22 protein-coding genes are annotated in these 23,297 nt (G+C 52.8%); 13 read left to right on the top strand and 9 right to left on the bottom strand.

Annotated elements, in window-relative coordinates:
- The first annotated feature begins 48 nt into the window (after positions 1 to 48).
- A complete protein-coding gene (locus F0P93_RS31510) occupies positions 49 to 225 on the top strand; it encodes a C1orf53 family protein (RefSeq protein ID WP_191908840.1) in 177 nt (58 codons plus the stop codon).
- A 143-nt stretch (positions 226 to 368) separates the two neighbouring features.
- Positions 369 to 608, top strand: a complete 240-nt coding sequence (rpmB, locus tag F0P93_RS16875) for a 50S ribosomal protein L28 (RefSeq protein WP_114408630.1) — start codon at positions 369 to 371, stop codon at positions 606 to 608.
- A gap of 151 nt (positions 609 to 759) precedes the next feature.
- Here the strand turns inward: rpmB and F0P93_RS16870 are convergent, their stop codons facing one another.
- Positions 760 to 2,013, bottom strand: coding sequence for an aspartyl protease family protein (locus F0P93_RS16870; protein WP_150877943.1), 1,254 nt, complete (start codon positions 2,011 to 2,013; stop codon positions 760 to 762).
- A gap of 42 nt (positions 2,014 to 2,055) precedes the next feature.
- Complete coding sequence (locus tag F0P93_RS32035; RefSeq protein WP_114408734.1) at positions 2,056 to 2,121, bottom strand: SEC-C metal-binding domain-containing protein; 66 nt, start codon at positions 2,119 to 2,121, stop codon at positions 2,056 to 2,058.
- Positions 2,122 to 2,244: 123 nt separating this feature from the next.
- Here F0P93_RS32035 and tpiA point away from each other — a divergent pair, with 123 nt between their 5' ends.
- On the top strand, positions 2,245 to 3,012 hold the full coding sequence (gene tpiA / locus F0P93_RS16860; RefSeq protein ID WP_150877940.1) for a triose-phosphate isomerase: 768 nt from the start codon (positions 2,245 to 2,247) through the stop codon (positions 3,010 to 3,012).
- A gap of 85 nt (positions 3,013 to 3,097) precedes the next feature.
- Here tpiA and F0P93_RS16855 read toward each other — a convergent pair whose 3' ends face one another.
- Both F0P93_RS16855 and F0P93_RS16850 read right to left on the bottom strand, forming a co-directional pair.
- Positions 3,098 to 4,501 carry a DUF5723 family protein gene (locus F0P93_RS16855; RefSeq protein ID WP_150877938.1) on the bottom strand — a complete coding sequence of 468 codons (1,404 nt, stop codon included), beginning with the start codon at positions 4,499 to 4,501 and terminating at the stop codon, positions 3,098 to 3,100.
- A gap of 4 nt (positions 4,502 to 4,505) precedes the next feature.
- Complete coding sequence (locus tag F0P93_RS16850; protein ID WP_150877936.1) at positions 4,506 to 6,425, bottom strand: RecQ family ATP-dependent DNA helicase; 1,920 nt, start codon at positions 6,423 to 6,425, stop codon at positions 4,506 to 4,508.
- A 114-nt stretch (positions 6,426 to 6,539) separates the two neighbouring features.
- Between F0P93_RS16850 and msrB the strand changes: the two genes are divergently transcribed.
- From msrB to F0P93_RS16800, 10 genes are all read left to right on the top strand, one after another.
- The gene (gene msrB / locus F0P93_RS16845; protein WP_150877934.1) at positions 6,540 to 6,935 is read left to right on the top strand and encodes a peptide-methionine (R)-S-oxide reductase MsrB; all 396 of its coding nucleotides are present in this window, start codon (positions 6,540 to 6,542) and stop codon (positions 6,933 to 6,935) included.
- A 257-nt stretch (positions 6,936 to 7,192) separates the two neighbouring features.
- Positions 7,193 to 8,473 carry a D-alanyl-D-alanine carboxypeptidase/D-alanyl-D-alanine-endopeptidase gene (locus tag F0P93_RS16840; protein WP_150877932.1) on the top strand — a complete coding sequence of 427 codons (1,281 nt, stop codon included), beginning with the start codon at positions 7,193 to 7,195 and terminating at the stop codon, positions 8,471 to 8,473.
- 111 nt (positions 8,474 to 8,584) lie between these two features.
- Positions 8,585 to 9,058, top strand: coding sequence for a hypothetical protein (locus tag F0P93_RS16835; RefSeq protein WP_150877930.1), 474 nt, complete (start codon positions 8,585 to 8,587; stop codon positions 9,056 to 9,058).
- A 109-nt stretch (positions 9,059 to 9,167) separates the two neighbouring features.
- On the top strand, positions 9,168 to 10,913 hold the full coding sequence (locus tag F0P93_RS16830) for a GMC oxidoreductase (RefSeq protein ID WP_150877928.1): 1,746 nt from the start codon (positions 9,168 to 9,170) through the stop codon (positions 10,911 to 10,913).
- A 61-nt stretch (positions 10,914 to 10,974) separates the two neighbouring features.
- Positions 10,975 to 11,448, top strand: coding sequence for a four helix bundle protein (locus F0P93_RS16825; RefSeq protein WP_150877927.1), 474 nt, complete (start codon positions 10,975 to 10,977; stop codon positions 11,446 to 11,448).
- Entirely contained in the window at positions 11,445 to 12,080 is a 636-nt protein-coding gene (locus F0P93_RS16820) for a gluconate 2-dehydrogenase subunit 3 family protein (protein ID WP_150877925.1), read from the top strand. The genes F0P93_RS16825 and F0P93_RS16820 overlap by 4 nt, the downstream gene beginning before the upstream one ends.
- 84 nt (positions 12,081 to 12,164) lie before the next feature.
- Positions 12,165 to 12,743 carry a Crp/Fnr family transcriptional regulator gene (locus F0P93_RS16815; protein WP_150877923.1) on the top strand — a complete coding sequence of 193 codons (579 nt, stop codon included), beginning with the start codon at positions 12,165 to 12,167 and terminating at the stop codon, positions 12,741 to 12,743.
- A 119-nt stretch (positions 12,744 to 12,862) separates the two neighbouring features.
- Positions 12,863 to 13,528 carry a hypothetical protein gene (locus F0P93_RS16810; protein WP_150877921.1) on the top strand — a complete coding sequence of 222 codons (666 nt, stop codon included), beginning with the start codon at positions 12,863 to 12,865 and terminating at the stop codon, positions 13,526 to 13,528.
- Positions 13,529 to 13,668: 140 nt separating this feature from the next.
- Positions 13,669 to 14,217: a hypothetical protein gene (locus tag F0P93_RS16805; RefSeq protein WP_150877919.1), complete on the top strand. Its 549-nt coding sequence runs from the start codon at positions 13,669 to 13,671 to the stop codon at positions 14,215 to 14,217.
- Entirely contained in the window at positions 14,217 to 15,032 is an 816-nt protein-coding gene (locus F0P93_RS16800; protein ID WP_150877917.1) for a hypothetical protein, read from the top strand. Before F0P93_RS16805 ends, F0P93_RS16800 begins: the two co-directional genes overlap by 1 nt.
- Here F0P93_RS16800 and F0P93_RS16795 read toward each other — a convergent pair whose 3' ends face one another.
- From F0P93_RS16795 to F0P93_RS16775, 5 genes are read right to left on the bottom strand one after another with little or no spacing between them, the layout of a single operon-like run.
- Entirely contained in the window at positions 15,033 to 17,429 is a 2,397-nt protein-coding gene (locus tag F0P93_RS16795; protein WP_150877915.1) for a hypothetical protein, read from the bottom strand. It lies immediately after the preceding gene.
- A 14-nt stretch (positions 17,430 to 17,443) separates the two neighbouring features.
- Positions 17,444 to 18,598: a DUF4249 domain-containing protein gene (locus F0P93_RS16790; protein ID WP_150877913.1), complete on the bottom strand. Its 1,155-nt coding sequence runs from the start codon at positions 18,596 to 18,598 to the stop codon at positions 17,444 to 17,446.
- 48 nt (positions 18,599 to 18,646) lie between these two features.
- On the bottom strand, positions 18,647 to 19,786 hold the full coding sequence (locus F0P93_RS16785; RefSeq protein ID WP_150877911.1) for a DUF4249 domain-containing protein: 1,140 nt from the start codon (positions 19,784 to 19,786) through the stop codon (positions 18,647 to 18,649).
- Between the two features lie 2 nt (positions 19,787 to 19,788).
- Positions 19,789 to 22,560: a TonB-dependent receptor gene (locus F0P93_RS16780; protein WP_150877909.1), complete on the bottom strand. Its 2,772-nt coding sequence runs from the start codon at positions 22,558 to 22,560 to the stop codon at positions 19,789 to 19,791.
- Entirely contained in the window at positions 22,557 to 23,294 is a 738-nt protein-coding gene (locus tag F0P93_RS16775; protein ID WP_150877907.1) for a hypothetical protein, read from the bottom strand. Before F0P93_RS16775 ends, F0P93_RS16780 begins: the two co-directional genes overlap by 4 nt.
- Positions 23,295 to 23,297: the final 3 nt, after the last annotated feature.

The raw sequence follows: 23,297 nt of genomic DNA, 5'->3' as shown, positions 1-23,297 counted from the left end.
GTAGTCGATGGCTTCAAAAGTACAATTCCTTACTCAGTCAGACAAACAATGCCGTCTACTAACCCCAAAAAGCCCCAAATTGAAGGGCTGGATGATGAAGATTACTACTACAACGAACAGGGGTACGTCGTTTTCACAACGGTTTATCACCTGAAACGCGGCTACTGCTGCAAAAATGGCTGCAAACACTGTCCCTGGCGGGGGGAGTTAAAAGTTAAGAATTAAGAGTGAAGAGTTGGCTGACGCAAGCTGTAAGTGAATGCGTCAGCCAACTCTTCACTCTTAATTCTTAACTTTTAACTCGTTACGGTTGTATTTGAATAAAATATTCCCCAATTTTGCAGGCTCATTCAGAAAAAGGTATTGTCATGGCACGAGTTTGTCAAATTACAGGAAAGCGGACGCGGGTTGGTAACAACGTATCACACGCTAACAATAGAACAAAACGGAAGTTTTATCCCAACTTGCAGAAGAAACGCTTCTTCCTTGAGTCTCAGGGAGCATGGATCACGTTGAAGGTAGCTACTTCAGCCATGCGTACCATCAACAAGAAAGGTCTTGAAGCCGTGTTGAAAGATGCACACAGCAAGGGAACGCTGTCTGTTTAAATAATTCACGGCAGTTGACGGTTTTCCGGGTAATTGATCCTGCGAAATCCGGTCACTTCTTTAGGTAAAACGCAAAATACAGGCGAATAAATGGAAAGGCATTCTTTCACATTCATTCGCCTGTATTTTGCGTTTTATTGATTTACAGCGTTCAAATCATTCGCTTCAGCGCAAATTGCGCAAAAACGATATTGCCATTGCGCCGAACAAGGATGCTGACTTCTTTGCCTTCGCCTTTTTGCAGCATCTTGTAGATCTCGCTCACGTTCAAGTCGCCCGCTGGCATGTTGTTGATAAACAGAACCTCATCCCCATCCCGCAACCCGGATCGGCTGGCTGGCGAATCGTCGATCACTTTCTCGATGTAATAATTCCGGAAATTATCCCCGCGCGCTTTCAATTCGAGTCCGCTCATGTCGTGTTCGAACGATTGTTTCAGAATGCGCTTGATGGGTTTCAGAACCATGTATTTGTCCTGGTAATTGAACGTGACCCGGAACCGTCGCAGGATTTCACACCCCAGATTGCCGTTCCGTTCGGCGGCATGTTCGGCGATTTTCAGGCCAAATGACGTGCTGTCGGGAAAAGACGCCACGACATTGTCCATCTCGAAATTACCCAGCCGGATTTTCTCGATTCGCCCCAGATTTCCGTTGATGACGCCACTTAACCCACGGCCCAATTGCGCCCGGATCACTTTGTCGGGCAGCCGAATGTCGTCGCCATTGCTGCGATTGATGAGCAGCGCGTGGCCCGCACCCGTATCGATCACCACGCGGATTGGCAGGGTTTTGCCACCTTCGAGCAATGCCATCACATCCGTATACGGTTTCGTATCCTGAATCGCAATGGGATAACGTGACCCGTGCGACCGGCGATAGCGGTAGTTTTTGGGCGTATTCAAGACCAGTTCACGGCGCTGAAAATCAATGGTTACCACAAAATTATTGAACACTTCGTAGCCAAAAATACCATGAATCGGAACGCCGACGTATTCCGACAGCCGCAGAATGTCATCATCCAGCACAACGATATTCTGATGCGTTGCCCGCATGTGTCCCATCATCAGCAAATTGTCGATCGCTACCGACGCCATCAGTTGACCGCCCTCGCCGGCACCGGTTAACTTCACTTTCCGCGTGAAACGCAGGGGCTGCCGCCGGATGGCTGCGGGGTCCGTTATGATCACCGAACTAACGCCGGTATCGAGAATAAAGTGGAGTGTGTCAGAATTGTTAATCTGAATCGGAACGATGATCAGATTGGAATGCAGTTGGAACGGAATCCGGGTTTGCTTCCGGTTATTAGCAATGAAATACCCATATCGCTCACTCAGCTCGTCATTATTTGCTAAACCCCCCTGCCAGCAAAGCAATAATCCGAAGAAAACGACAAACAGCTTCATGGCTTTTTTTGTGAATACGTAAGAAAGTTACAACTATTTTGTCTAATAACACAATTTTTTTAAAATCGTTGCGCAACAATTTTTATACTTTTTATTTGAATGGCAAATGCTGTTGAAAAACCGCTAATTTCGTCCTGCGAGTGGCTGAACAAGAAACCGTAAAATTAAGTTTAGAGGCCCCCTGTTTTCTGTATTCGATTCGTAATCAGGGCTTAAACCATCCAATAACCAATGCGTAAAAAAATTGTTGCCGGAAACTGGAAAATGAACAAGACGCTCGACGAGGCTGTCGCGTTGGTGTCAGAAGTGGTCAATATGATCAAAGATGAGGTAACGGGAGAGGTAGACGTCGTGCTATGTCCCCCGGCTCTTTACCTCACCACCCTCAAACCCTATCTGGAAGGACAGACACGGGTGGCACTGGGTGCGCAGAATTGCCACGAAAAGGCTTCCGGAGCGTATACGGGTGAAATTTCGGCTCCCATGCTGAAGTCAATTGGTGTTCGGTACGTGATTCTGGGCCACAGCGAACGGCGGCAGTATTTCGGTGAAACGAACGCGCAACTGGCTGAAAAAGTAAACAGTGCGCTGGCCAACGGCCTGACCCCCATCTTCTGCTGTGGTGAGTCGCTGGAACAACGTCAGACCGAAGTCCACCTGGATTTCGTACGCGCCCAACTGACCGAAAGCCTGTTCCACCTTTCCCCGGAGCAGTTTGCCAACCTCGTCATTGCCTACGAACCCATCTGGGCTATCGGCACGGGCCTAACGGCCACCTCGGACCAGGCGCAGGAAATGCACGCCATGCTGCGGCAACACATCGCCAGCCAATACGGCCAGGAAGTAGCCGACGACACCTCGATTCTGTACGGGGGTAGCGCCAACGAGAAAAATGCCGCCGAACTCTTCGCCCAGCCGGACGTCGACGGCGGTCTGATTGGCGGTGCTTCCCTGAAATCCCGCGAATTCACCCTTGTCGTGAAGGGAGTGAAGAATTAAGAGTGAAGAGTTAAAAATTAAAAGTAGGCTGACGCACTTTTTTCAATCTTGCGTCAGCCTACTTTTAATTTTTAACTCTTCACTCTTAATTCTTTTGCCGCCACTTCCAGACGGAGAAGCCGATCCAGGCGATGGAACTCCGGTTATCGCCTTTGCTGCTAAAAAGCCGTCCCATATCGCTGAAGCCGAGCGTGATGGGGCCTAAGCGGGTCGACATCCCAACCGCAACCCGGCTGTCGGCACCGATAATGGAAATCGGCAGGCCAAACTCAACGTCCTCATCTTCAAACCGGGGCGTGATAATCAACATGTTTGGCATCTGAGTCGATGAAGCCGCCGACAGGTTCTTCATCAACAAACCGTTGACGTAAAAGGACGGCATCAGGCGCATATCCGCTTCAAAATGAACCATACGCGGTAGGGCAACCTTGCCAGGATTGTATTGCTGCGGACTACTACCGGCTTTGGTAGTCAGATAATCCGTCGGCGCGTTGCCGAATTTCTCCAGTTCTTCCTGCTGAAACGTCAACCGACCACTTCCGGTTACCGACTGGCCCGCCGGGTAGTTGATACTTCCCCCATTCATCAAAGCCGCCGATAACCGCAGCCAGTAGGCCGGACGCGGATCTTTTGTCGACGCATACGAATCATAGCCTCTTCCGGTGGTTCGGCGGCCAATCTCATACGTAGCGCCGAGATCATATCCCCAACCGCTGCCATAGGCGCTGGAAAAAACGGACGAAAGGCCAAAATCCTTGCGGGGCGTCGTTTGGCCTAATTCGTATTGTAGATTGGTAATGTCCAGCGTTTTCTCCACATCGCCGTTGTTCTGGAGAATCGCGTAATTGCCCTGGGCGTTCAGGTAACTGAGCTGAGCCCCCACAATCCGCCGAACCGTAGCCCCCACATTCAACCGGTGCCAATGCCCGTCGAAAACCTGCAAACCGTAGGTCAGGCCAATTTCGCCGTAGCTGTTGTGCGCCAGGTTGAAATCCATGCTTCCCGCCGACGGTTGTAAGTTTTTGTAAAAAAGCCGGTTGCGATAGGCTTCGGTTAAATTTTCGGGCAAAGTGGAGCCATACAGGTAACTTTTCATCCGTGTGTGGAGCGCAATCGTCTGGTTGCCGTCGACATTGAGCAAAATGGACGGCCCCAGAATTTCGGAATACGACGTGGTTCGGGGCGCATTCGTAATGGAACCAATCGTTCGAAGCGGCAGGCTAAGTCCCTGGCTATAGGGTAACTGAATCGTTTGAAACAGGCCCTTCGCTACATATTTCGTGTATAGCGAATTAACGGAAGATGTGCCGGTGAAGGCAATGATCTGAAATTTGTACCGCGAACCGGCAATGGAGGACGGATTCTGAAGCATTCGGTGAATACCACCGTAGTTGCTGCTTACTAAACCCGGCTGGTATTGTGCCCGGACCATCAAGGAAGTAGAACCCACCAGAACGGTCAGGAGCAAGCGTAAAACAGAGTTTTTCATGTACTTATCGTTGATTCATTGTGTTCATTCTGTGCAAATTACCGACGGCATCGATCCGCAACTGCTCGTCGGCCAGCATCTGGCGGAGAACGGCGGAAAGCCGGTCGGTGGTCAGATTCAACCGATCGGCCAGCAACCGGGGTGCAAGCCCCTGTCCGCCCGCAGCATCGAGGTGCTGCAAAATCCGCTGCTGGAGTTCATCGGAATCCGGCGGGTGCTGGTTTTGACTTAAACAGTGGTCGCAAACTCCGCAGGCATCGCCGGGTGTTTCGCCAAAATAAGCCTGCAACAAACGCGTTCGGCACTGCACCGGGTTTTGAACGTAATCGACCATCGCCCGCACTTTGGCCAGGTCCCGCTGCTTTCGCTGTTCCAGTTGCATGACGTTGACCGGCAAATTCCGGGCATCGAAACGCGAGGTCAGGAACGTCAGTTGCGGTTTGTCTTTTTGTTTTTCATACACCACAATCGACCGTTGCGACAGTTGTTCCAGATACGAAAGAACCTCGGGTTCCGGCATTCGCGTGGTTTTGGCCAGCGAACTTTCCGAAATGCTGACGAAATTGGTGAACAGCTCGCCCCCGTAAATCCGCAGCAACAGCTTCAGAAACGAATCGTAATGCGGATTCATGACCTGAAACTCATACAACGCCCGGTTATCCACCGCAATCATCACTTTCGATGGACTGAAATAGGCTTCACTCAACTCAATAAAACCTTCCAACTGCAACTGTTTTAGCGCATAATGCGTATCCGTTACCGGCAATTGAAACGCCTGACAGAACGCTGTCAAATCAAAATCAATGTCGGAGAATTCCCCCCCGCCGATGGCCAGGTTGGCATAGTTCGCCAGTGCCTGATACACCCGCCGGAGCATCTCAACCGGTTGGTATTGCTGAATAACCCGCTGTTCGATGTCACTTAAGTCCTTGTGGCTGTACAGTAAAACCGCATACGCCTTTTTCTCATCGCGACCCGCCCGCCCGGCTTCCTGGTAATAGGCTTCCAGGCTATCCGGCACATCCAGGTGAACAACCGCTCGGACGTCGGGCTTGTCGATTCCCATGCCAAAGGCATTTGTAGCCACGATCACCCGTATACGGTTATGAACCCAGGCATCCTGTTTATCAGACCGTTGCTTCGCCGTCAACCCCGCGTGGTAATAATCGGCACGGATGCCCTGGTGGTGCAGCCACTCGGCCACGTCCTGCGTTTGCCGCCGACTGCGCACGTAAACAATGGCCGAACCTGGAACCCCCTGCAACACTTTCAGCAAGCGGGTTTCTTTATTCTCTTCGTAAAACGCAGAATACGACAAATTCTTGCGGGCGAACGTTTGGCGAAACACCTGCGGCTGTCGCATTTCGAGCCTTTCAACGATATCCGATTGCACCTCCGGCGTGGCCGAAGCCGTCAGGGCCACCACCGGAACGCCCGGCAGCAGGTCGCGAAAAGCTGCAATCTGGAGATAAGGAGGCCGAAAATCGTAGCCCCAGGCCGAAATACAGTGCGCTTCGTCAACGGCCAGCAAACTAATTTTCATCTGCTTGACCCGTTCAATCAGAATTTCGGTCTGGAGTCGTTCGGGCGAAACGTACAGAAACCGGACGTTGCCGTAGATGCAGTTGTCGAGCGCCCGATCGATTTCCCGCCAGTGCATGCCCGAATAGATCGCTACCGCCGAAATACCGCGTTTCCGCAATTGCTCGACCTGGTCTTTCATTAAGGCAATTAGCGGGGTTACGACGAGGCAAACACCGCCCAGCGCCAGGGCCGGAACCTGGAAACAAACGGATTTTCCCCCGCCGGTGGGCAGCAGCACGAGCGTGTCACGCCGGTCGAGCACGGAGCGAATGATGTCCTCCTGCAAAGGCCGGAACGACTCGTAGCCCCAGAATTGTTTAAGAATTTGGTGGATGGTCATAACCGACTGTAAAGATAAATCAATCTAAAATTAGTTTATGTTCGTAACTGAACTTTCGCTGAACGACTACAAAAGTTATCGGCTGAAAAGGTGGCGTACAACCAAATAAAAATCATGATCACGAAAGTCATTAAAACCGATGAAGAATGGCGCCAGCAACTGACGCCTGAACAATACCGGGTTGCACGCCAGAAGGGGACCGAACGGGCCTTTACGGGCGAATACTGCGAAAGCCATGACCCCGGTGTTTACCAATGCGTTTGCTGCGGCACCGACCTGTTTGAATCCAAACAAAAATTTGATTCCGGCACCGGCTGGCCCAGTTTTACCGAACCCATGGATCCGGAATTGATTCACCTCGAAAACGATTATACCTACGGGATGTCGCGGGTCGAAGTGCTGTGTGCGGTTTGCGACGCCCACCTCGGCCATGTTTTTAACGATGGACCTCCGCCAGCAGGCCTACGATACTGTCTGAATTCCGTATCGCTGAAGTTGAAACCAGCGTGATTTTTAGGAAAACCGCCCGGATCACAACGATTCGGGCGGTTTTTTCATTCTAGAGGATTTAAGTAATCCATCTTTCCGGTCTTAGGACTTCCGTCTGATAATTCTTTACACTTTCGCATTTGCCCCTAAATCCCCTGAAGGGGACTTATAGCATCCAGATTAAGCTGTGTCCAAGTCCCCTTCAGGGGATTTAGGGGCAAATGCGAAAGTCCTGGGTCGATTCGCTCTGGTAAACGCAAAAAACCGTATTTTGGGGTATGCGATTCACCGTATACCTCCTCTGCCTTTGGCTGGTGCTGACCGGCTGCTCGACCTACCGCCCGATTCAGCGCCAACTTCGCCAGAATCCCCAACTCACCGATCATGCTACCGGTTTTGCCTTGTATGACTGGGAAAAGCAGAAAATGGTCGTGCAACACCAGGCCCATCTGTATTTTACCCCGGCATCCAACACCAAGCTGTTCAGTTTTTACGCCGGTTTAGTCACCCTCGGCGATTCCATTCCGGCTTTGCGCTACGTCACGCGCTCCGACTCCCTGATTTTCTGGGGAACCGGCGACCCTTCCCTGCTGAACCAGAATCTGCCCGACACCACGGTGTTGCGGTTTTTGCGAAACCGTGCCGAACGGCTGGTTTTTTCAACAACGAATTACAGCGGCCAACGCTTCGGACCCGGCTGGGCCTGGGATGATTTCAACGATGACTATTCGGCAGAATTGGCCCCGCTTCCCTTATACGGTAATTTTGTTCGCTTCGGTTCGCCGGATCGTATCGCGCGGCTGGACGTCGAACCCCGGTTTTTCCGGGATAGCGTGTCGGCGGTTTCGGAGCGGAAATTTTCGAGAAACGTTCAGCGCGACGAGCATCGCAATCGTTTCGACCGTCCGGCAGCCGTGCGGCCGTTCCATCAAGACGTTCCCTTTCGCTGGTCTCCGCAACTGGCCGCGCAATTGTTGGCCGACACCCTGCACCGCGAGGTTGCCACGGCTTCCATCCCTTTCGACCACTCGGCCAAAACATTGTATAGCCAACCCGCGGATTCGCTTTACAAACGGATGTTGCAGATCAGTGACAACACCCTGGCCGAGCACCTGATGCTGTTGTGTTCGTCGGTACAAGACACGCTGAATAGCACGCTGGGCATTCAAACCGTTCTGAAAAAGCATCTGGCGGATTTGCCGGACAAACCCAACTGGGTCGACGGTTCGGGCCTGTCGCGGTACAATCTGTTCACCCCGCGTTCGATTATCAGTTTGTTGCAGAAAATTTATAAAACCGTGCCACAGGAGCGGCTGTTTCAGTTGCTGGCGATTGGCGGCTCAACGGGAACCATTCAGCGGGTCTACAAAACGGATCGCCCGTTCGTGTTTGCCAAATCCGGATCGATGACGGGCGTTTATAACCTGAGCGGTTATTTGATTACGAAGAAAGGGAAGGTGTTGCTGTTCAGTATGATGCATAACAATTTCGCCGGATCGGTGGCCGATATGCGGAACCGAACGGCGGCTTTTCTGACGGAAATCCACCAGAACTATTGAGTGAATACCGTAAATTTCTCTAAAAAAACGGGCGGTTTCCGTTGAAAGCCACGGTTTCACCTGCTAATTTTGGTCCTGCACAATGCCCCACCGAATCAGACCATACACACCATGCAGGAGGACTACAACCTCGACCAGTTGCGCCAGAAAATCGCGACCATCTCCGGGCTTGAGCTGATCCGGTTGCAGTCGTTTCTGGAAAGTGAAATCCGACGGCGAAAACAGATCCTCAGCGAAATTCCCGCCATCACCCTTGAACAAATCCCGCTGCGGGTGCAAACCCGAATGACGTTTTACTCCATCGTCCGGCGCCGGAAAGTCTGCAATCTGGCGGAAGTGGGGCGACTGACGCTCATCGAAACCCTGGCGGTGTTGAAACCGGCGGATCTGCAAAGCCTGAAAAGCCTCAACCAACGGGCTTATAACGAGTTGGTCAATGAGTTGTCCAAACTAAACGTTTCCCACGATTCCATTGCGCTCTGGGACCAGAAGATGCTGGATACGAAGCCGGTTAGCCCGCTTCCCTCCCGAACCATCAACCCCACGGAGCCCGCTGCCAACCGGGGCCATACCGATCAACGATAGGTTTCCCAACCCGGTTTACCTACGAAAAACAGCCGCAGTAAAACCGCATCAGTAGGTGATGCGGTTTTACTGCTTTTTGGGATAACTCCTTATCCTATAGCCTCGTTCAATGGATCTTTTTCAACTCAAAAAAGCCCCGACGGTTTACGACGCCATCGTCGTCGGATCGGGTGCCGGGGGCGGCATGGCAGCCTACATGCTGACCAAAGCCGGGGCCAAAGTGCTGCTCCTCGAAGCCGGCGGGTATTTCGATCCGGCCGATCCGAAATACATGACCCAGCTTAAATGGCCGTATGAATCGCCCCGGCGCGGGGCCAGCACCACGCGGGCGGGCGGTGATTTCGATGCGGCCTGGGGTGGCTGGGAAATCGAAGGTGAACCGTATTCCTCAAAACCCGGTGCCGATTTTCACTGGTTCCGCTCCCGGATGCTGGGCGGTCGCACCAACCACTGGGGCCGGATTTCGATGCGCTTCGGTCCCGACGATTTCCGGCGTGGTTCCCTCACCGGAATCGGCGACGACTGGCCCATCACCTACGACGACATGAAACCGTTCTACGACCGGGTGGATAAGCTCATCGGCGTTTTCGGGTCGGTCGAAAACATGCACAACGAACCGGATGGCCATTTTCTGCCACCACCCAAACCGCGTCTGCACGAGCTGATGCTCAAAAAAGCCGCTACCGGCATCGGTATTCCGGTAATTCCGTCGCGTTTATCCATTCTGACCCAGCCCATTAACAAGGAGCGCGGGCAGTGTTTTTATTGCCGGCAGTGTAACCGGGGCTGCTCGGCCTACGCCGATTTCTCGTCGTCGTCGGTGCTGTGCATTCCCGCCATGAAAACCGGAAATCTGACGCTGCAAAACAACGCCATGGTTCGGGAAGTGCTGACGGACTCGAAAACCGGTCTGGCGACGGGTGTTTCTTACGTCGATACGATCAGTATGCAGGAAGTATCGGTATACGCCAAAACGGTTATCCTCGGGGCCAGTACCTGCGAATCGGCGCGGCTGCTGCTCAATTCCAAATCGGCGCGGTTCCCGAACGGGCTGGCCAATTCGAGCGGTGTGGTTGGTAAATACCTGAACGATTCGACGGGGGCGTCGCGCTCCGGGTTTGTGCCCGCGCTGATGGACCGCAAACGCTACAACGAAGACGGCGTGGGCGGGATGCACGTCTTTACGCCCTGGTGGCTCGATAACAAAAAGCTCGATTTTCCGCGCGGCTATCACATCGAATACGGCGGTGGCATGGGCATGCCGGGCTACGGTTTTGGCGGTGGCATCGAAGCCCTGAACGGCAAAATTCCCGGCCGCGATGGCAAGATGAAAGCCGCAGGCGGCTACGGTGCCGGATTGAAAGACGACGTTCGCCGGTTTTATGGTGCCTACGTGAGCATGTCGGGCCGGGGCGAACCGATTCCGCTGGAGAGCAATTACTGCGAAATTGATCCGAACACGGTCGATAAATACGGGATTCCGACGCTGCGGTTTCACTACAAATGGTCGGATAACGAGGTCAAGCAGGCCAAGCACATGCAGGACACGTTCGAGCAGATCATCGAAGCGATGGGCGGGATGCCGATGGGCAACAAACCGGGCAAGGAGCAGAACTACGGGTTGGCGGCTCCCGGCCGCATCATCCACGAAGTCGGGACGGTGCGGATGGGCAACGACCCCGCCAAGTCGGCACTGAACAAATACCAGCAGGCCCACGACGTCAAAAACCTGTTTGTGGTCGATGCCGCGCCGTTCGTTACGCAGGGCGATAAAAACGTCACCTGGACCATCCTGGCCGCATCCATGCGCACGAGTGAGTATTTGATCGATCAGGTGAAAAAGAAGAATATTTAATCGGTTTACGGTTTTCAGTTTACGGTATACGGTTTTTCGGTATGCTGTACTAATTCGACAAATGGCCAAGATTAACCGATTTGAGGATTTGGAAGTTTGGAAACTATCCCGAAAACTAGCTGAAGACATCTTCTGGCTAACGCAGGAAGGGAGCTTTTCAAAAGATTTTGAGCTAAAAAATCAGATAAACCGGGCAAGCGGTTCGATTATGGACAACATTGCCGAAGGCTTCGGCCGGGCGAATCGGGCGGAATTTATTCTGTTCCTTGGTTATTCAACCGGATCGGGTACAGAGGTTAAATCACAATTATACCGGGCTCTGGATCGTCAGCATATTAGTCAGGAGCAATTCGAATTGCTCTATTCAATGGCAGATCGTGTTGGAAAAATGCTTTTTGGCTTAATTCAATCCCTGAAAAAATCGCCAGTACGCGGTCTGAAATACAAAGTTTCTGAGGATGAAGTAACCTATGAAATTGAGGAGGATGTCGATTTGCTACCGAAAATTGAAAACCGTATACCTTTAAAAACATGAAACGCAGAGATACACTTAAAGCCCTATCGGTCGCGTCATTTGGTATGGCGGTCGGACCAGTCGAAGCGGCTGTTCCCGAGCCGCCCGAACCCAAACCCGCCGTCAAACTGCTGCCGGGGCGGCAGAAATTCGAGGCCGAACGCGATCTGAAACTCCTCGCGGCTGAGAAATTCTTTACGCCGGCGGAGTTGCAAACCGTTACCATCCTGAGCGACATCATCATTCCGGCCGATGCCAAATCGGGCAGCGCGTCGCAGGCCGGCGTACCGGCTTTCATCGAGTTCATGATGCGCGATCAGCCCCGCAACCAGACGCCGATGCGCGGTGGACTGCGCTGGTTGAACGCCAAATGCGTCAGCCGCTACGGCAATCCGTTTGCGAAATGCACCAAAGCGCAGCAAATCGACATGGTCGAGCAGATTGCGTATCCGGCCAAAAAAGTACCGGCTGACCTGACGCAGGGCGTCGCGTTTTTTACCATGATGCGCAATTTCGTGCTGGGCGGTTTTTACACCAGCAAAATGGGCATCGAAGACCTCGGCTACGTCGGCAATACGCCCAACAAATGGGACGGCGTCCCGGACGACGTGCTGAAACAGTACGGATTGAGCTACGACGAACCGAAGAAATAGCACATGACCGCTTTTGGACGGGTTCTGACACTGAAAACATAGCCCCTAAATGGTTACCTTAGTGGTATCTTATAACGGTATTCTATGTTCGATCGCCTGAAAGCCAGCTTAGACCGTTTACTGCCACTTACGCAGGAAGAGTTTATTCACTTTGTAATGCTGTTAAAGCCCCGTAGGTTAACTAAGAATGAGCATTTTCTTCGGGCGGGCGAGATTTGTACACACCTCGCCTTTATCAACCTCGGCTGCCTGCGTTATTATTATCTCAAAGACGGGGAAGAATTCAATGGGCAATTTTTCTTTGAAGGGGCCTGGGTAGGCGAATACCAAAGTTTTTTGACGGGCCAGCCAGCAGTTCAGTATTTCAATGCGTTGGAAGACACAGAACTGCTGGTCATGCACCGTAGTGACCTTCAGCAGTTGTATGCTGACGTACCCAAGTTTGAGCGCTTTGGCCGTGTCTTGGCTGAGAACGTTGTCATTGGCTCCCAACACCGAACGGCCTCTCTTCTATTCGAAACGCCCGAAGAACGGTATTTAAAATTACTGAAGGAGCGCCCTAAAGTAATGGAGCGGGTTCCGTTGCACCACATCGCGTCTTACCTCGGCATCAAGCCCGAAAGCCTTTCCCGAATTCGGAAACGGATTGCCGAAAACCGGTAAAAGCCTTTTTTCTTAACTCAGGTTAAGTAAATGAACAGCGTTTCTAACCCACGTCAAGGCACGGGGCCTCGCGATGGTTGACCTTTGTAGCATCCAAACAAAGATCAACCAAATCAGCTATGCGTATCAAAACCGGCCTTCTGCTTCTGTCTACCACTCTGGCCATCCTCGCTAACACATCTACTCTGAAAGCGCAGGGGACCGAATCGAAATTATCCAAACTACCTATCTACGGAAACATCAGCATCGGGTATGGAAACACCTTTTTTTCGGGTACACTGGCCGAAAAAGAAACCATCAATGATGATCGGGGCTATGGCCGCAATCAGGGAAACACGCTAACTACCTGGTTTTATGTAGCCCCCGTTCGCTGGAAAGGCCTGGGAATTGGTACAGGTGTCAAAGGATTTTTCGCTACACCCAACAATGGCGGCACGAACGAAACCTACCTGTTCAATTATTACCACGTTGGCATCGGCGGCAAATATTACCCGTTCTCCAGGGTTTTTAACAAAGGCTTTTGTCTGAAAAGTAGTTTTGGTATCGGTCAAATGACCGAAAAAACCAAATTTAACAATACGCTTACCTACGAGCATCAGTTTGCTATCGGCACCACGCTACTGGCGGGGCTTGGCTATTCTGTTCCAGTGTTCAAAGGGAAATCGGCTCTGAACATCGACTTTGATTATGAAGTTTCCAACCGACGTGGCGATGTTACCGGCATTGGCGAGAATCAGTCGTTCAATAACAGCCATATCAGCCTGAACATTGGACTAGGCTTCTGACAAAGCGTTTACCCATAACCACGATCCGTTTATAACCCGGCAACGCATTAAATTTTCTTCAAACCTTCCGCTTTCTCAATTTCTTTTGCGTACTTACCGATCCTCATTTTTTTAGTTTTTAGTCGTAATCGTTATCCAGAATGTCCATCGTACCGGCGATTCGAAGCAAATACGGGTTCTATCGGAAATTGCTGCGGGAGCATAAGTATGTGCTGCGGGATACGGTCGATGTCGTCAAAATGCCCGGCAATTCAACCTTTCTGGAGGGAAAAACCGCCGTGTCGCACAGCGATCTCGACGCGGAAATCACGCTGACGGTTCGGGTCAAATGCAACGATCACGATTTTTTCCGGTTCGAACTGCGGTGCCTTGAACTGAGCGAAGAACCGTTTTTTGAGTTTCACAGCGACGGTTGCACCCACCGGAACGCCGACGAGTCGATTCCGCTCGCCCAGCAACGCGTCACCACGCCCCACTTCAGCCAGTATAACCAGCAGGGAGCCAATGTGACCTATCCCGTGCCGGAAACGACGGAGGATACGGATATTACCCGTAGTTTGGTGTATTTTTGTCAGGAAGCGAAGCTGAATCTGCGCGACGACGAATTTCCCATGATCCGGGTGTTGCCCAACGCGCTGCCGCTGCACGTGACCCAAAAAGACCCCAACTCAACGGTTTTATTTCTGTAATGGTATTCGAGGAGATTTACAACGACATCAAAACCGCCTTCGGCCAGCTCTGGACGTTCAAAGAGCGGGGAAAATCACTGGAAATTATTACGCCGTATACCACGACGACGCAGAAATTCATTTCCGTTTTCCTGTCGTTCAAAGACGAGGAATACATCGTTTCCGATGGCGGCTGGCTCGACAACGGGTTCTACGAAAACTCGTTCAATCTGGAAGACGACACCTTCCGAAAAATTGCGCACCACTATTTCAACGCGTTCAGTATCAAGGAGATCAAAGGTCCCAGCCAGAAGACCTATTTCTACAAAAAAACCATCACGCCCATTGCGGTTCCATCGCTGGTTTTCGATATGGCCAATTTTATTGCGGCCATGGTCAGCACGTCCGAAATCGAGTTTGTGGAACGCGAGGAGCGGGAAACCAAGGAGCAATTCCGGCGGTCGGCCAACGAATACCTGCAAACTGTCATTCCCAAAGAGAAAATCGATCTGGGCGTTTACCTGGACGAAAAGAAGCAAATCCGGCTGCACGCCGTCGTCAAACAGTCGTCGTCGCGACTGGTTTTGATCAACTACATCACCGGCAGCAATCCGTATTTTTTCAACAACAGCATCACCAAAACCAATTTTCTGTTCGAACTGGCGGAGAAATCCACCGTGGGCCGGTTTGTCAAACGCAAGATTTCGCTGATTGACACCACGGCATCCGGCTACGTTCCCACCCGGATTGCGACGTTCATCAATCACCTGCTGGAAAATACCGGCTCCGAAAAGATTGACTGGTCGGAGCGCGAAAAACTCCACGACATGGTCTGATCACTTGATCACTTTCGTGACCTCAAATGTGCCCTGCCGGCTTCCGGCCCGGCCATCGGCCGTAATCCCGTTGATCATAAACCGGTACGTTCCTTCTTCATCCGACGTATAAAACTCCAGTTTTCCTTTGCCCTGTCCATCGGTTTTCAGCGTGGGAGCCCAGTGTAGCAGGTTGCGCAAATCCGGCATCCGGCTTCCCGACCGCTGGGGCGTATCGTAGCGGGGCGTGTAGAAATCGCGCGGAATCTGCAAGCCTTCGTAGTCGGCCAGCAAGGCTTTGGCATCCGGCCGATAGCCCGCCAGATCGCCTTTGTAGGTCGTAAAACTGATGATGCCGTCGAAAACCAGCGGCCCAACGATGTAGCGCCGGGTCATGACGTCCAGCCGCTGCACTTTCCGCGGATCGATTTCCATCACTTTGTCCATGTCGAAAATCGGAACGCCATCCAGCAAGGCCAGGGGACTTCCGTCAAAGAACTGCTTGTGGGGCGTATCGAGCAGGCTGATCACGTAACCATCCCGGCGTTTTCGCGCCATCACCCCCGGCACATATTCGCGAAAAACCTCTTCCATCACCGGAAACCGGGTGAAATCGTCAAGCCGGTATCGTTCATCCGGAACGCCATAAAACGCCACGCTATCGACTTGGGGCAAGCGGTAGCGGCTCAGATTTTCGCGGTAATAGGCGTTCTGCACCTGCATCGGAATGCTGCGGGCCAGCAGCGGCTCTTTCAAAGCCGTCGGAAAATCGAAAACCGGCAGCCGGGAAGCCGAAAACCGGTCGTAAAAAGGACTCAGCAGTTCAATCCGGAACAGGCTGTCTTTCGGATTGAGCTGCACAACGAGGTCTTTGGGGCCAAAAAACTCCTTCATTTCAAAGTGAATGCGTCCCGTTTTGTCCGACCGGGAACCGTATAACAGAATGTGTTTGCCCGGCACCGACAGATACGAACTGATGTTGTATCCCGGCTGGCCCGTTCCCGGATGAATCACTTTTCCGCGGATAAAATGCCCGTTCACCTCCGGCAAATGCGCTTCGGCTGGGCGGTCGGTTTGCAAAACCGTCTCCCACCGAAACCGGCGCCAGCCCTGGGTCAACATTAGATTATCCGTCACGTCATTTACCTCGGCTCCTGTAGCCTGAAAATAATAGTCCGGCGATTCGACCCCGCCCCGCAGATCGGATGTCAGGAGCAAATAACTCAGAATATCCCCGGATTCTGCCGGTTGGAGCGAATCGAGCCGGTAGACCGCCACGGAAAGATCCGTGAGCGCGGGTTTGCCGGTTTCATCCTGCGTCGTAACGTCAAAAACCGCTTTTTCACGGGTCGATAGCGCTCCGCTCGTCAGTTTGGCGTCGATCGTCAGCCGCCGTTCCGGGCGTTTGAAATACAGCCGTTCGCACACCGGTTTCCGGCTGGCTTCGAAAACCGTCAGGTGTGAAATGCCTTCACCCAGCGTCTTTTTATCGATCAGAAACGAGGCCGTATGGTCGCGCAGGCCTTGCTCATCGGCACGAATGGCCGCCAGTCGCGTGTGTGTCAGCAAATACACCAGCGAAGCCGCCGGAGCCGTGGTTTTCACCGTCACCCGAAGCTGGTCTTTGCCCTCCTCTTCGACCTGCATCGTGTAGCCCTGCTCCTGAACGGCGGGCAGCGGACGCGTGAACGTCTTCCCGGCGGCATCGGTCAGCACCGCCCGGTATTGCTTTCCTTCAGCGGGGGTCAACGCAAAACGCCCCATGCCGAACTTCAGCGGTTTAAAGCGGACGACGGTGTCGTTGCTTTGATCCAGAACAACACCCTGTAAATCAACGCCTTTTCCGGTTGTTCCAACCATTTTGAAGGCCACCTTGCCGGGCAGGTTCCGAACCAGATTACCACCTTCCGGAAAAAACTGAACATCATAGGCCAGCGAATCTTTCAAAACCGGCAATTCCAGTTTCCGGAAGGTGTTGACAACCGTGACCGGTTTTTCGAAGAAATAGTCGGGGTCGGTGTTTTTCATCCAGTTGGTATACGCCCGGACGAGGTAATTCCCCGAACCCAGCGTGGTGGGCAGAAACAGGGAACCAGTGCCCGAACCATCGGCCAGGGCCACTTTGGTTTGCAAAACCGGGCGGTTTTCTTTGTCGAACACCTCCAGATAAGCCACTTTACTCAACGACAAGGGCTGGTGAAACGTCCCATCGACGTAATTGATCTTGAACCACATCAACTCCCCGGCTACGTAAAACGAGCGGTCGAGGTGGACAAACAGTTTTTCCTGCAACGTCTGGTTTCGGTAGGCATCGAGTTTCGTCTGGATCGGATTCTCCGATTGTCCCCAAACCGGCACGATGCCGACGAGCGTGAGGAGGAGGAAAACGGCCTGAACGGTTTTTTCAAGTGAATTCATGGTTTTTGAGATCATCACCAGAAAGTCGGTTTGACGTTGGTACCCGATGTCCGGCAATCGACGCAATAGGCCGAGCTCATCCGGTAAGCGATTATTTGCCCCATGGGAGACAGAATTTCATCGATGGGAATGGCCCCCGACTCCGCCTGATCGGCCGCCGACGGTTTTTCCGGCGTTCGGAAGAGGGGAGCGGTATCCGGCAGACAGGCTTCGTACATGCTCGGAATTCGCCAGGGCGGCAGTTCGGAGGCATTGACGAAAATACGCTTTTCTTCCACCGAATAGCCGCTCAGATAACCCACCACGGGTTCGTTCGGGTCGGTTACGCCGTGGAGATTACCGATGACCTGAAACGGCTGCGGATCGAAAATCGACCCCAGACTTTCGGTGTTTTTCCGCAGGTTTTGCCAGTATTCAAACGATTCTGCGGTTTGGGCATACTGCTTGACCAGCAGGCTGTACCGAACCTTCAGGCGATTGGAAGACGTATTGGAAACGAATACCAGCGGAAATTGATTGATCACGTCCTGCGTCAGTTTCTCCGACGAACCGATGAAAATACCGGTCGATTTTCCGTTACTCCAGCAATGGTTGACGTCGTCCATCCGGGAAACGAATTGCTTCTTCTGGTATTCGACCCGGGAGTAAAATGCGGAATAAAACTCCCAGGTTTCTTCGTACTCCCAACGGTAATATTTCGTGTTGTTCGTCGGATCGTGGGTCGTTACATAAAACTGCACGCCCTGATCCTGCGCCTTCCAACTTACGTTATCGATTTTGGGGGTTTGCTTGATGGTTACGTAGTCGGACTGATAACTGCGCCCGGCGGCTGTTTTGATGCTCAGGCGGTATTTTTGATTAAACTGCAACCCGCCAGCGGCCAGCGTATACGTCCCGTCGCCTTTGTCGACGAAGGTTTGGCTCCCCCCTTTTTCGCCCTCCACTTTTACCGTCGCTTTGGTCTCCACCGTGGGTTTTCTACCGTCCGAGAGGTTCTGCGTACGCGTCAGCCGAATGCTGCTGACACCCGATCCATTCAGAAAACCGTCGACCACCAGATAGGTGTTGGGAGCCGAAACCGCTGGTGGCCGGTACGGATCGACGCAACCATCGATGAGGATGGTTGCGATCAAGAGAAGACTACGCCAACTAAAGTTGATTCGATTCATGAGCTAATTGAATATCAATCGATAACACTATACATCCATCTACGTCTTTTACCAGAAACCGGGTTTCACATTCACCCCTGCGGTTCGGCAATCGATGCAGGTGGGCGACCCCATCAGGTACGCAATTAAAATACCCTGCGGGGAGAGGTAGCCCTCGATCGGAACCCAGCCCGCCCCCGCCATCTCTGCGGCCGATAAGTCGGGCGGAGGGGGCGCGAGCAAAACCGTATCCGGCACACAGGATTCGTAGCCACTTGGAATTCGCCAGGTGGACGGCAGTTGCGTCGGGCTAACAAAAAGGCGTTGTTCCTCCACCGAATAACCGCTCAGATACCCCACCACGGGTTCGTCGGGATCGGTCACGCTGTAGAGATTACCGACGACCTGAAACGGTTGCGGATCGAAAATCGACCCCAGACTCTCGGTATTTTTCCGCAGATTCTGCCAGTATTCGAACGCTTCCGCCGTCAAGGCCGACTGCCTGACCAGCAGACTGTAGCGGGTCTTCAGGCGATTGGAAGACGAATTGGAAACGAACACGAGCGGAAATTGATTGATCACGTCCTCCGTCAGTTTGACCGACGAAGCCACAAAAATGCCGGTCGATTTTTCGGTCCGCCAGCAATGGTTGATATTTTCTGCCCGACTCACAAACTGCTTGTTCAGGTAGTCGACGCTCGAATAATAAGCTGAGTAAAACTCCCAGGTTTCTTCGTACTCCCAGCGGTAATATTTTGTGTTGTTCGTCGGATCGTGGGTCGTCACATAAAACTGCACGCCCTGATTCTGCGCCTGCCAGCTCACGTTGTCAATTTTCGGCGTCTGCTTCACGGTTACGTAATCTGACGCATAGCTGCGCCCGGCGGCTGTTTTGATGCTCAGGCAGTATTTCTGACCAACCTGTACGCCACCGGCAGCCAGCGTATACGTCCCATCACCCTGGTCGACAAAGGTCTGGCTCCCGCTTTTTTCGCCTTCCACTTTCACCGTCGCTTTGGTCTCGATTGCCGGTTTTTTGCTCTCCGACAGATTCTGCGTCCGCGACAGGCGGATGGTGCTCGCCCCCGTAGCGTTCAGAAAACCGTCGACCACCAGGTAGGTGTTGGGAGCCGAAACTTCCGGCGGCCGGTACGGATCGACGCAACTCCCGATCAGTAGTGTAATCCCTATCGTCACGTATTTTCTCATGCTCAGAATTTGAAATTGTACGTGAGCGTCGGAATCGCCTGCCCAAAAATGGAAAGTTTGTAGCCTCGTACTACTCCGCCCAAGGAGGTGAAATACACCGAATAGGCGTTTCGTCGGCCTGTCAGGTTGTAAACGGCCACCGTCCAGGAGCTGTGCGCCAGCTTTTTAACCTTGTGGTTGCCCTCGATGTTGAGCGATAAGTCGGCGCGGTAATAATCCGGAATCCGGTACTGGTTCCGCTCCGAATAATAGACCCGGGGCGAACCCGCCAGCTCATACTTCGCCAGCGGCAGCGTAATGGGCCGACCCGTACTGTACGTAAAATTGAGTGAAACGCTAAACCGGCGGTTGATGCGGTAATTGCCCACCCAGGTCACGTCGTGCGGTTTATCGAAATTGCTGGGGTAGTACTCGCCCTGATTGATGTTCTCCTGCGGCACGCTCTGATCCACACGCAAAAACGTGCGGGAATACGTGTAACTCAGCCAGCCGTTGAACCGCCCGGTGATTTTTTTAACCAGAAATTCAACCCCATACGCCATTCCTTCCGCCCGAACCACCTCCGTTTCGGGGTGATGATTCATGATCAGCGTGGCACCGCTGCGGAAATCCAGCACGTTGTCCATCGTTTTGTAATAGCCTTCGACCGAGGTTTCGATGGTGTTATTTTTGAAGTTCTTGTAGAGACCGACCGAAAACTGATCGCCCACCTGCGGCAAAATATTCGGATCGCTCAGCTTCCAGATGTCGGTGGGTGCCATTGCCGTGGTGTTCGACAGCATGTGGAGGTATTGCCGCATCCGGTTGAAACTGACCTTGATCGACGCATCGGGCGTGAACGCATACCGCGCCGAAATCCGGTATTCCGGACCATGATAGGTTTTGATGTTTTTTCCGGCTCCGTACGAAAGCGTGTCCAGGATATTGGCTTCGGTTTTGGGCGAACCGTTGGGATACACGTAAACATCTTTTGGGCCGAGGTAATTGAACAGCGAATACCGCAAGCCGAAGTTGATCGAAAACCGGGGCGAAATATCAAACCGGTCGCCCACATAAAACGCGCTTTCCAGCGCCTGCTCCGTCGGCACCACATCCGGCCGAACCAGCGACTCGCCCCCCAACGGCTGAAATTGACCCGGACGCAGTTTGTACAGATTCGAACTGACGCCAAAATCGATGGTGTGTTTGGCCGTCGGATAATAGTTAAAATCGGTTTTGAACGTTGTCTGATCGATCTGAAACGTAAGCTTGTAGGCATTGACCGGATTCTGGTCGCTGGAAACGGAATATTTATACCGGCTGGTGGTTCCCGTAAAAACGCTGTAGAGCTTGGTGTTGAAGATGTGTTTCCACTTCAGCGTCGCGTTCATGTTGTTGTAGTTGTAAACCGTATCGCTGTTGAGCCGAAACTCATCCTGGCTGTAGTAGCCGGTGAGGTAAATCGTATTTTTCTCGTTGAATTCGTGGGTAATGTGAGCGTTCAGATCGTAGAAGTTCGCCCGGCTGTTTTTGAATGCCGGATTTTTCAGGCTGCTGAGCAACCAGTCGGAATACGTCGACCGCGCTCCGATCAGAAACGACGATTTTTCCTTGACAATCGGCCCTTCCAGCGTCAGCCGCCCCGTCAAAACGCCAATTCCGCCGGAACCCGACAGCTTTTTCTTGTTGCCGTCGCGCGTGGTCACCTCCAGCACCGATGACAGCCGCCCGCCATACCGCGACGGAATACCGCTTTTGTAGAGTTCGACGCTTTTGATCATATCCGGATTGAAGGCCGAGAAAAAACCGAACAGGTGCGACGGGTTATAAATCGTCGCGTCATTGTATAAAATCAGGTTCTGGTCGGTCGAGCCACCCCGCACGTTCAGCCCCACGCTGCTCTCTCCCACCGACTTGACGCCCGGTAAGGTCAGCACCACTTTCAGCAGATCGGCTTCACCAAAAGCCGTCGGCACCTGCCGGAGCGTTCGGATGTCCAGCCGTTCGAGGCCCATTTGCAGCCCCGACACGTTCACGTCCTTCTCCGCTTCGATCACCACTTCTTTCAACGCAATCACGTCGTCCTCCATCTCAATTTCCAGCTTCCCGTCCGAATAGAGCATAATTTGCCGTTTCGTATCCTTCATCCCGATGCTGCGCACCCGGAGTTCGTGCCGACCGCGCGGCAGCGTAATCGAGTAATAGCCAAACTGATCGGTGACGACGCCGATGCGCGGTTTTTCGATATACACCGCCACGCCAATCACCGGTTCGCCCGAAGCGGCATTCCGGATGTGGCCCGCGAGGTTGGCGTTGCCGGGTCGAACGGGGTTGGTGGCCCGGCCGATGTTGAACAAGCGGGTTTCGAGCGTAATCCGGCGTTTTTCTTTTTCAGCCAGGTAATCGACCACATTCGTGTCGCCCTCGCCTGTGCTGTTGCCCCGGTCAAAAAAACCGATGGGCAACTCCGTCCGAATGGCGCGTTCCGGCGTGATGAAAACCTGTCTTCTGGCGTCGATGGCGTAATACAGGCTCATGCCTTGCAGCACCTCCTGCAAAACCGCCGGCAGTTTCTGGCCGCTTTTTTCGTAGTTGACCCGGATGCTGTCGACATCGCGGAGGTTGTAGAAAAACCGGTAATCGGTCTGGGTTTCCACTTCCCGGACAAACTGCTCGAAGGATAGGTTGGTGAACGGCCCGCGAATGGTTTTTTCAGCCGCCTGCTGCCCGAAACCGGCGGTGAGCGAGCCCGCAAAACAGCACAACAGGAATAAGGTGCGGTAGAATTTCGTCATAACGATCGGGTTGCTGCGTCGTACTGCTGCGTGAGTTTTACAATGGCGGCTTCGCGGTTTTTCGCAAATTTGATGCGGTTTTCGCGGAGGTATTTGCGCAGTATTTTCTTTTGATCGGCAAATAGATTCAAGACCGATCGTTTGGTTTTGACGGGATAGAAGAGGCCGTTTTTGCCGATGTAGAAACTATTTTCCGATAAGTACTCCTCCTTGACGGCGTTCTGTACCAGCTCGGTTCGGATGGTTTTGACCCGTTTTGCCAGCACTTTCGACCGCCCATCGTACAATTGGTCGTAAAAGCCCGTTCGCAGGCCGATGTTGTGGGCCGTATCCCGCACAATCCGAATGAAGTGGTGGTCGGCAATCGAAAACTGGCTTACTTTGATGTTTTGTAACTGCATCCGGTATACGCTGTCGATGTGGGGCACCACCACGACGTCATCCACCAGATCGTAGAGCAGGCGAATATTCTGGTAAGTGATGCCATCGTAGGTGACGGAGCCGGTGCGCCAGAGCGAGTCGAGGTAGGGATAGCCTTTGATGGTCGGAAGGTGGCCGACGTATTCGGCGCCATTGTACAACCGCGCCTGGTCGGCGGTTGAACGAACATAACGGGCGTGTGCGTACCGAATGGCCTGTTCCCGGAATGAACTGTCTACCGAAGCACGCTGTCCGAAAACCGTGCAGGGCAGAAGAAGGGCGATCAAAATAACCCAGATAACACGATGATTCATTAG

Origin of the sequence: Larkinella humicola (assembly GCF_008727875.1) — a bacterium.
GTDB classification, from domain to species: Bacteria; Bacteroidota; Bacteroidia; order Cytophagales; family Spirosomataceae; genus Larkinella; species Larkinella humicola.
This window is presented reverse-complemented; position numbering and strand designations above follow the sequence as displayed.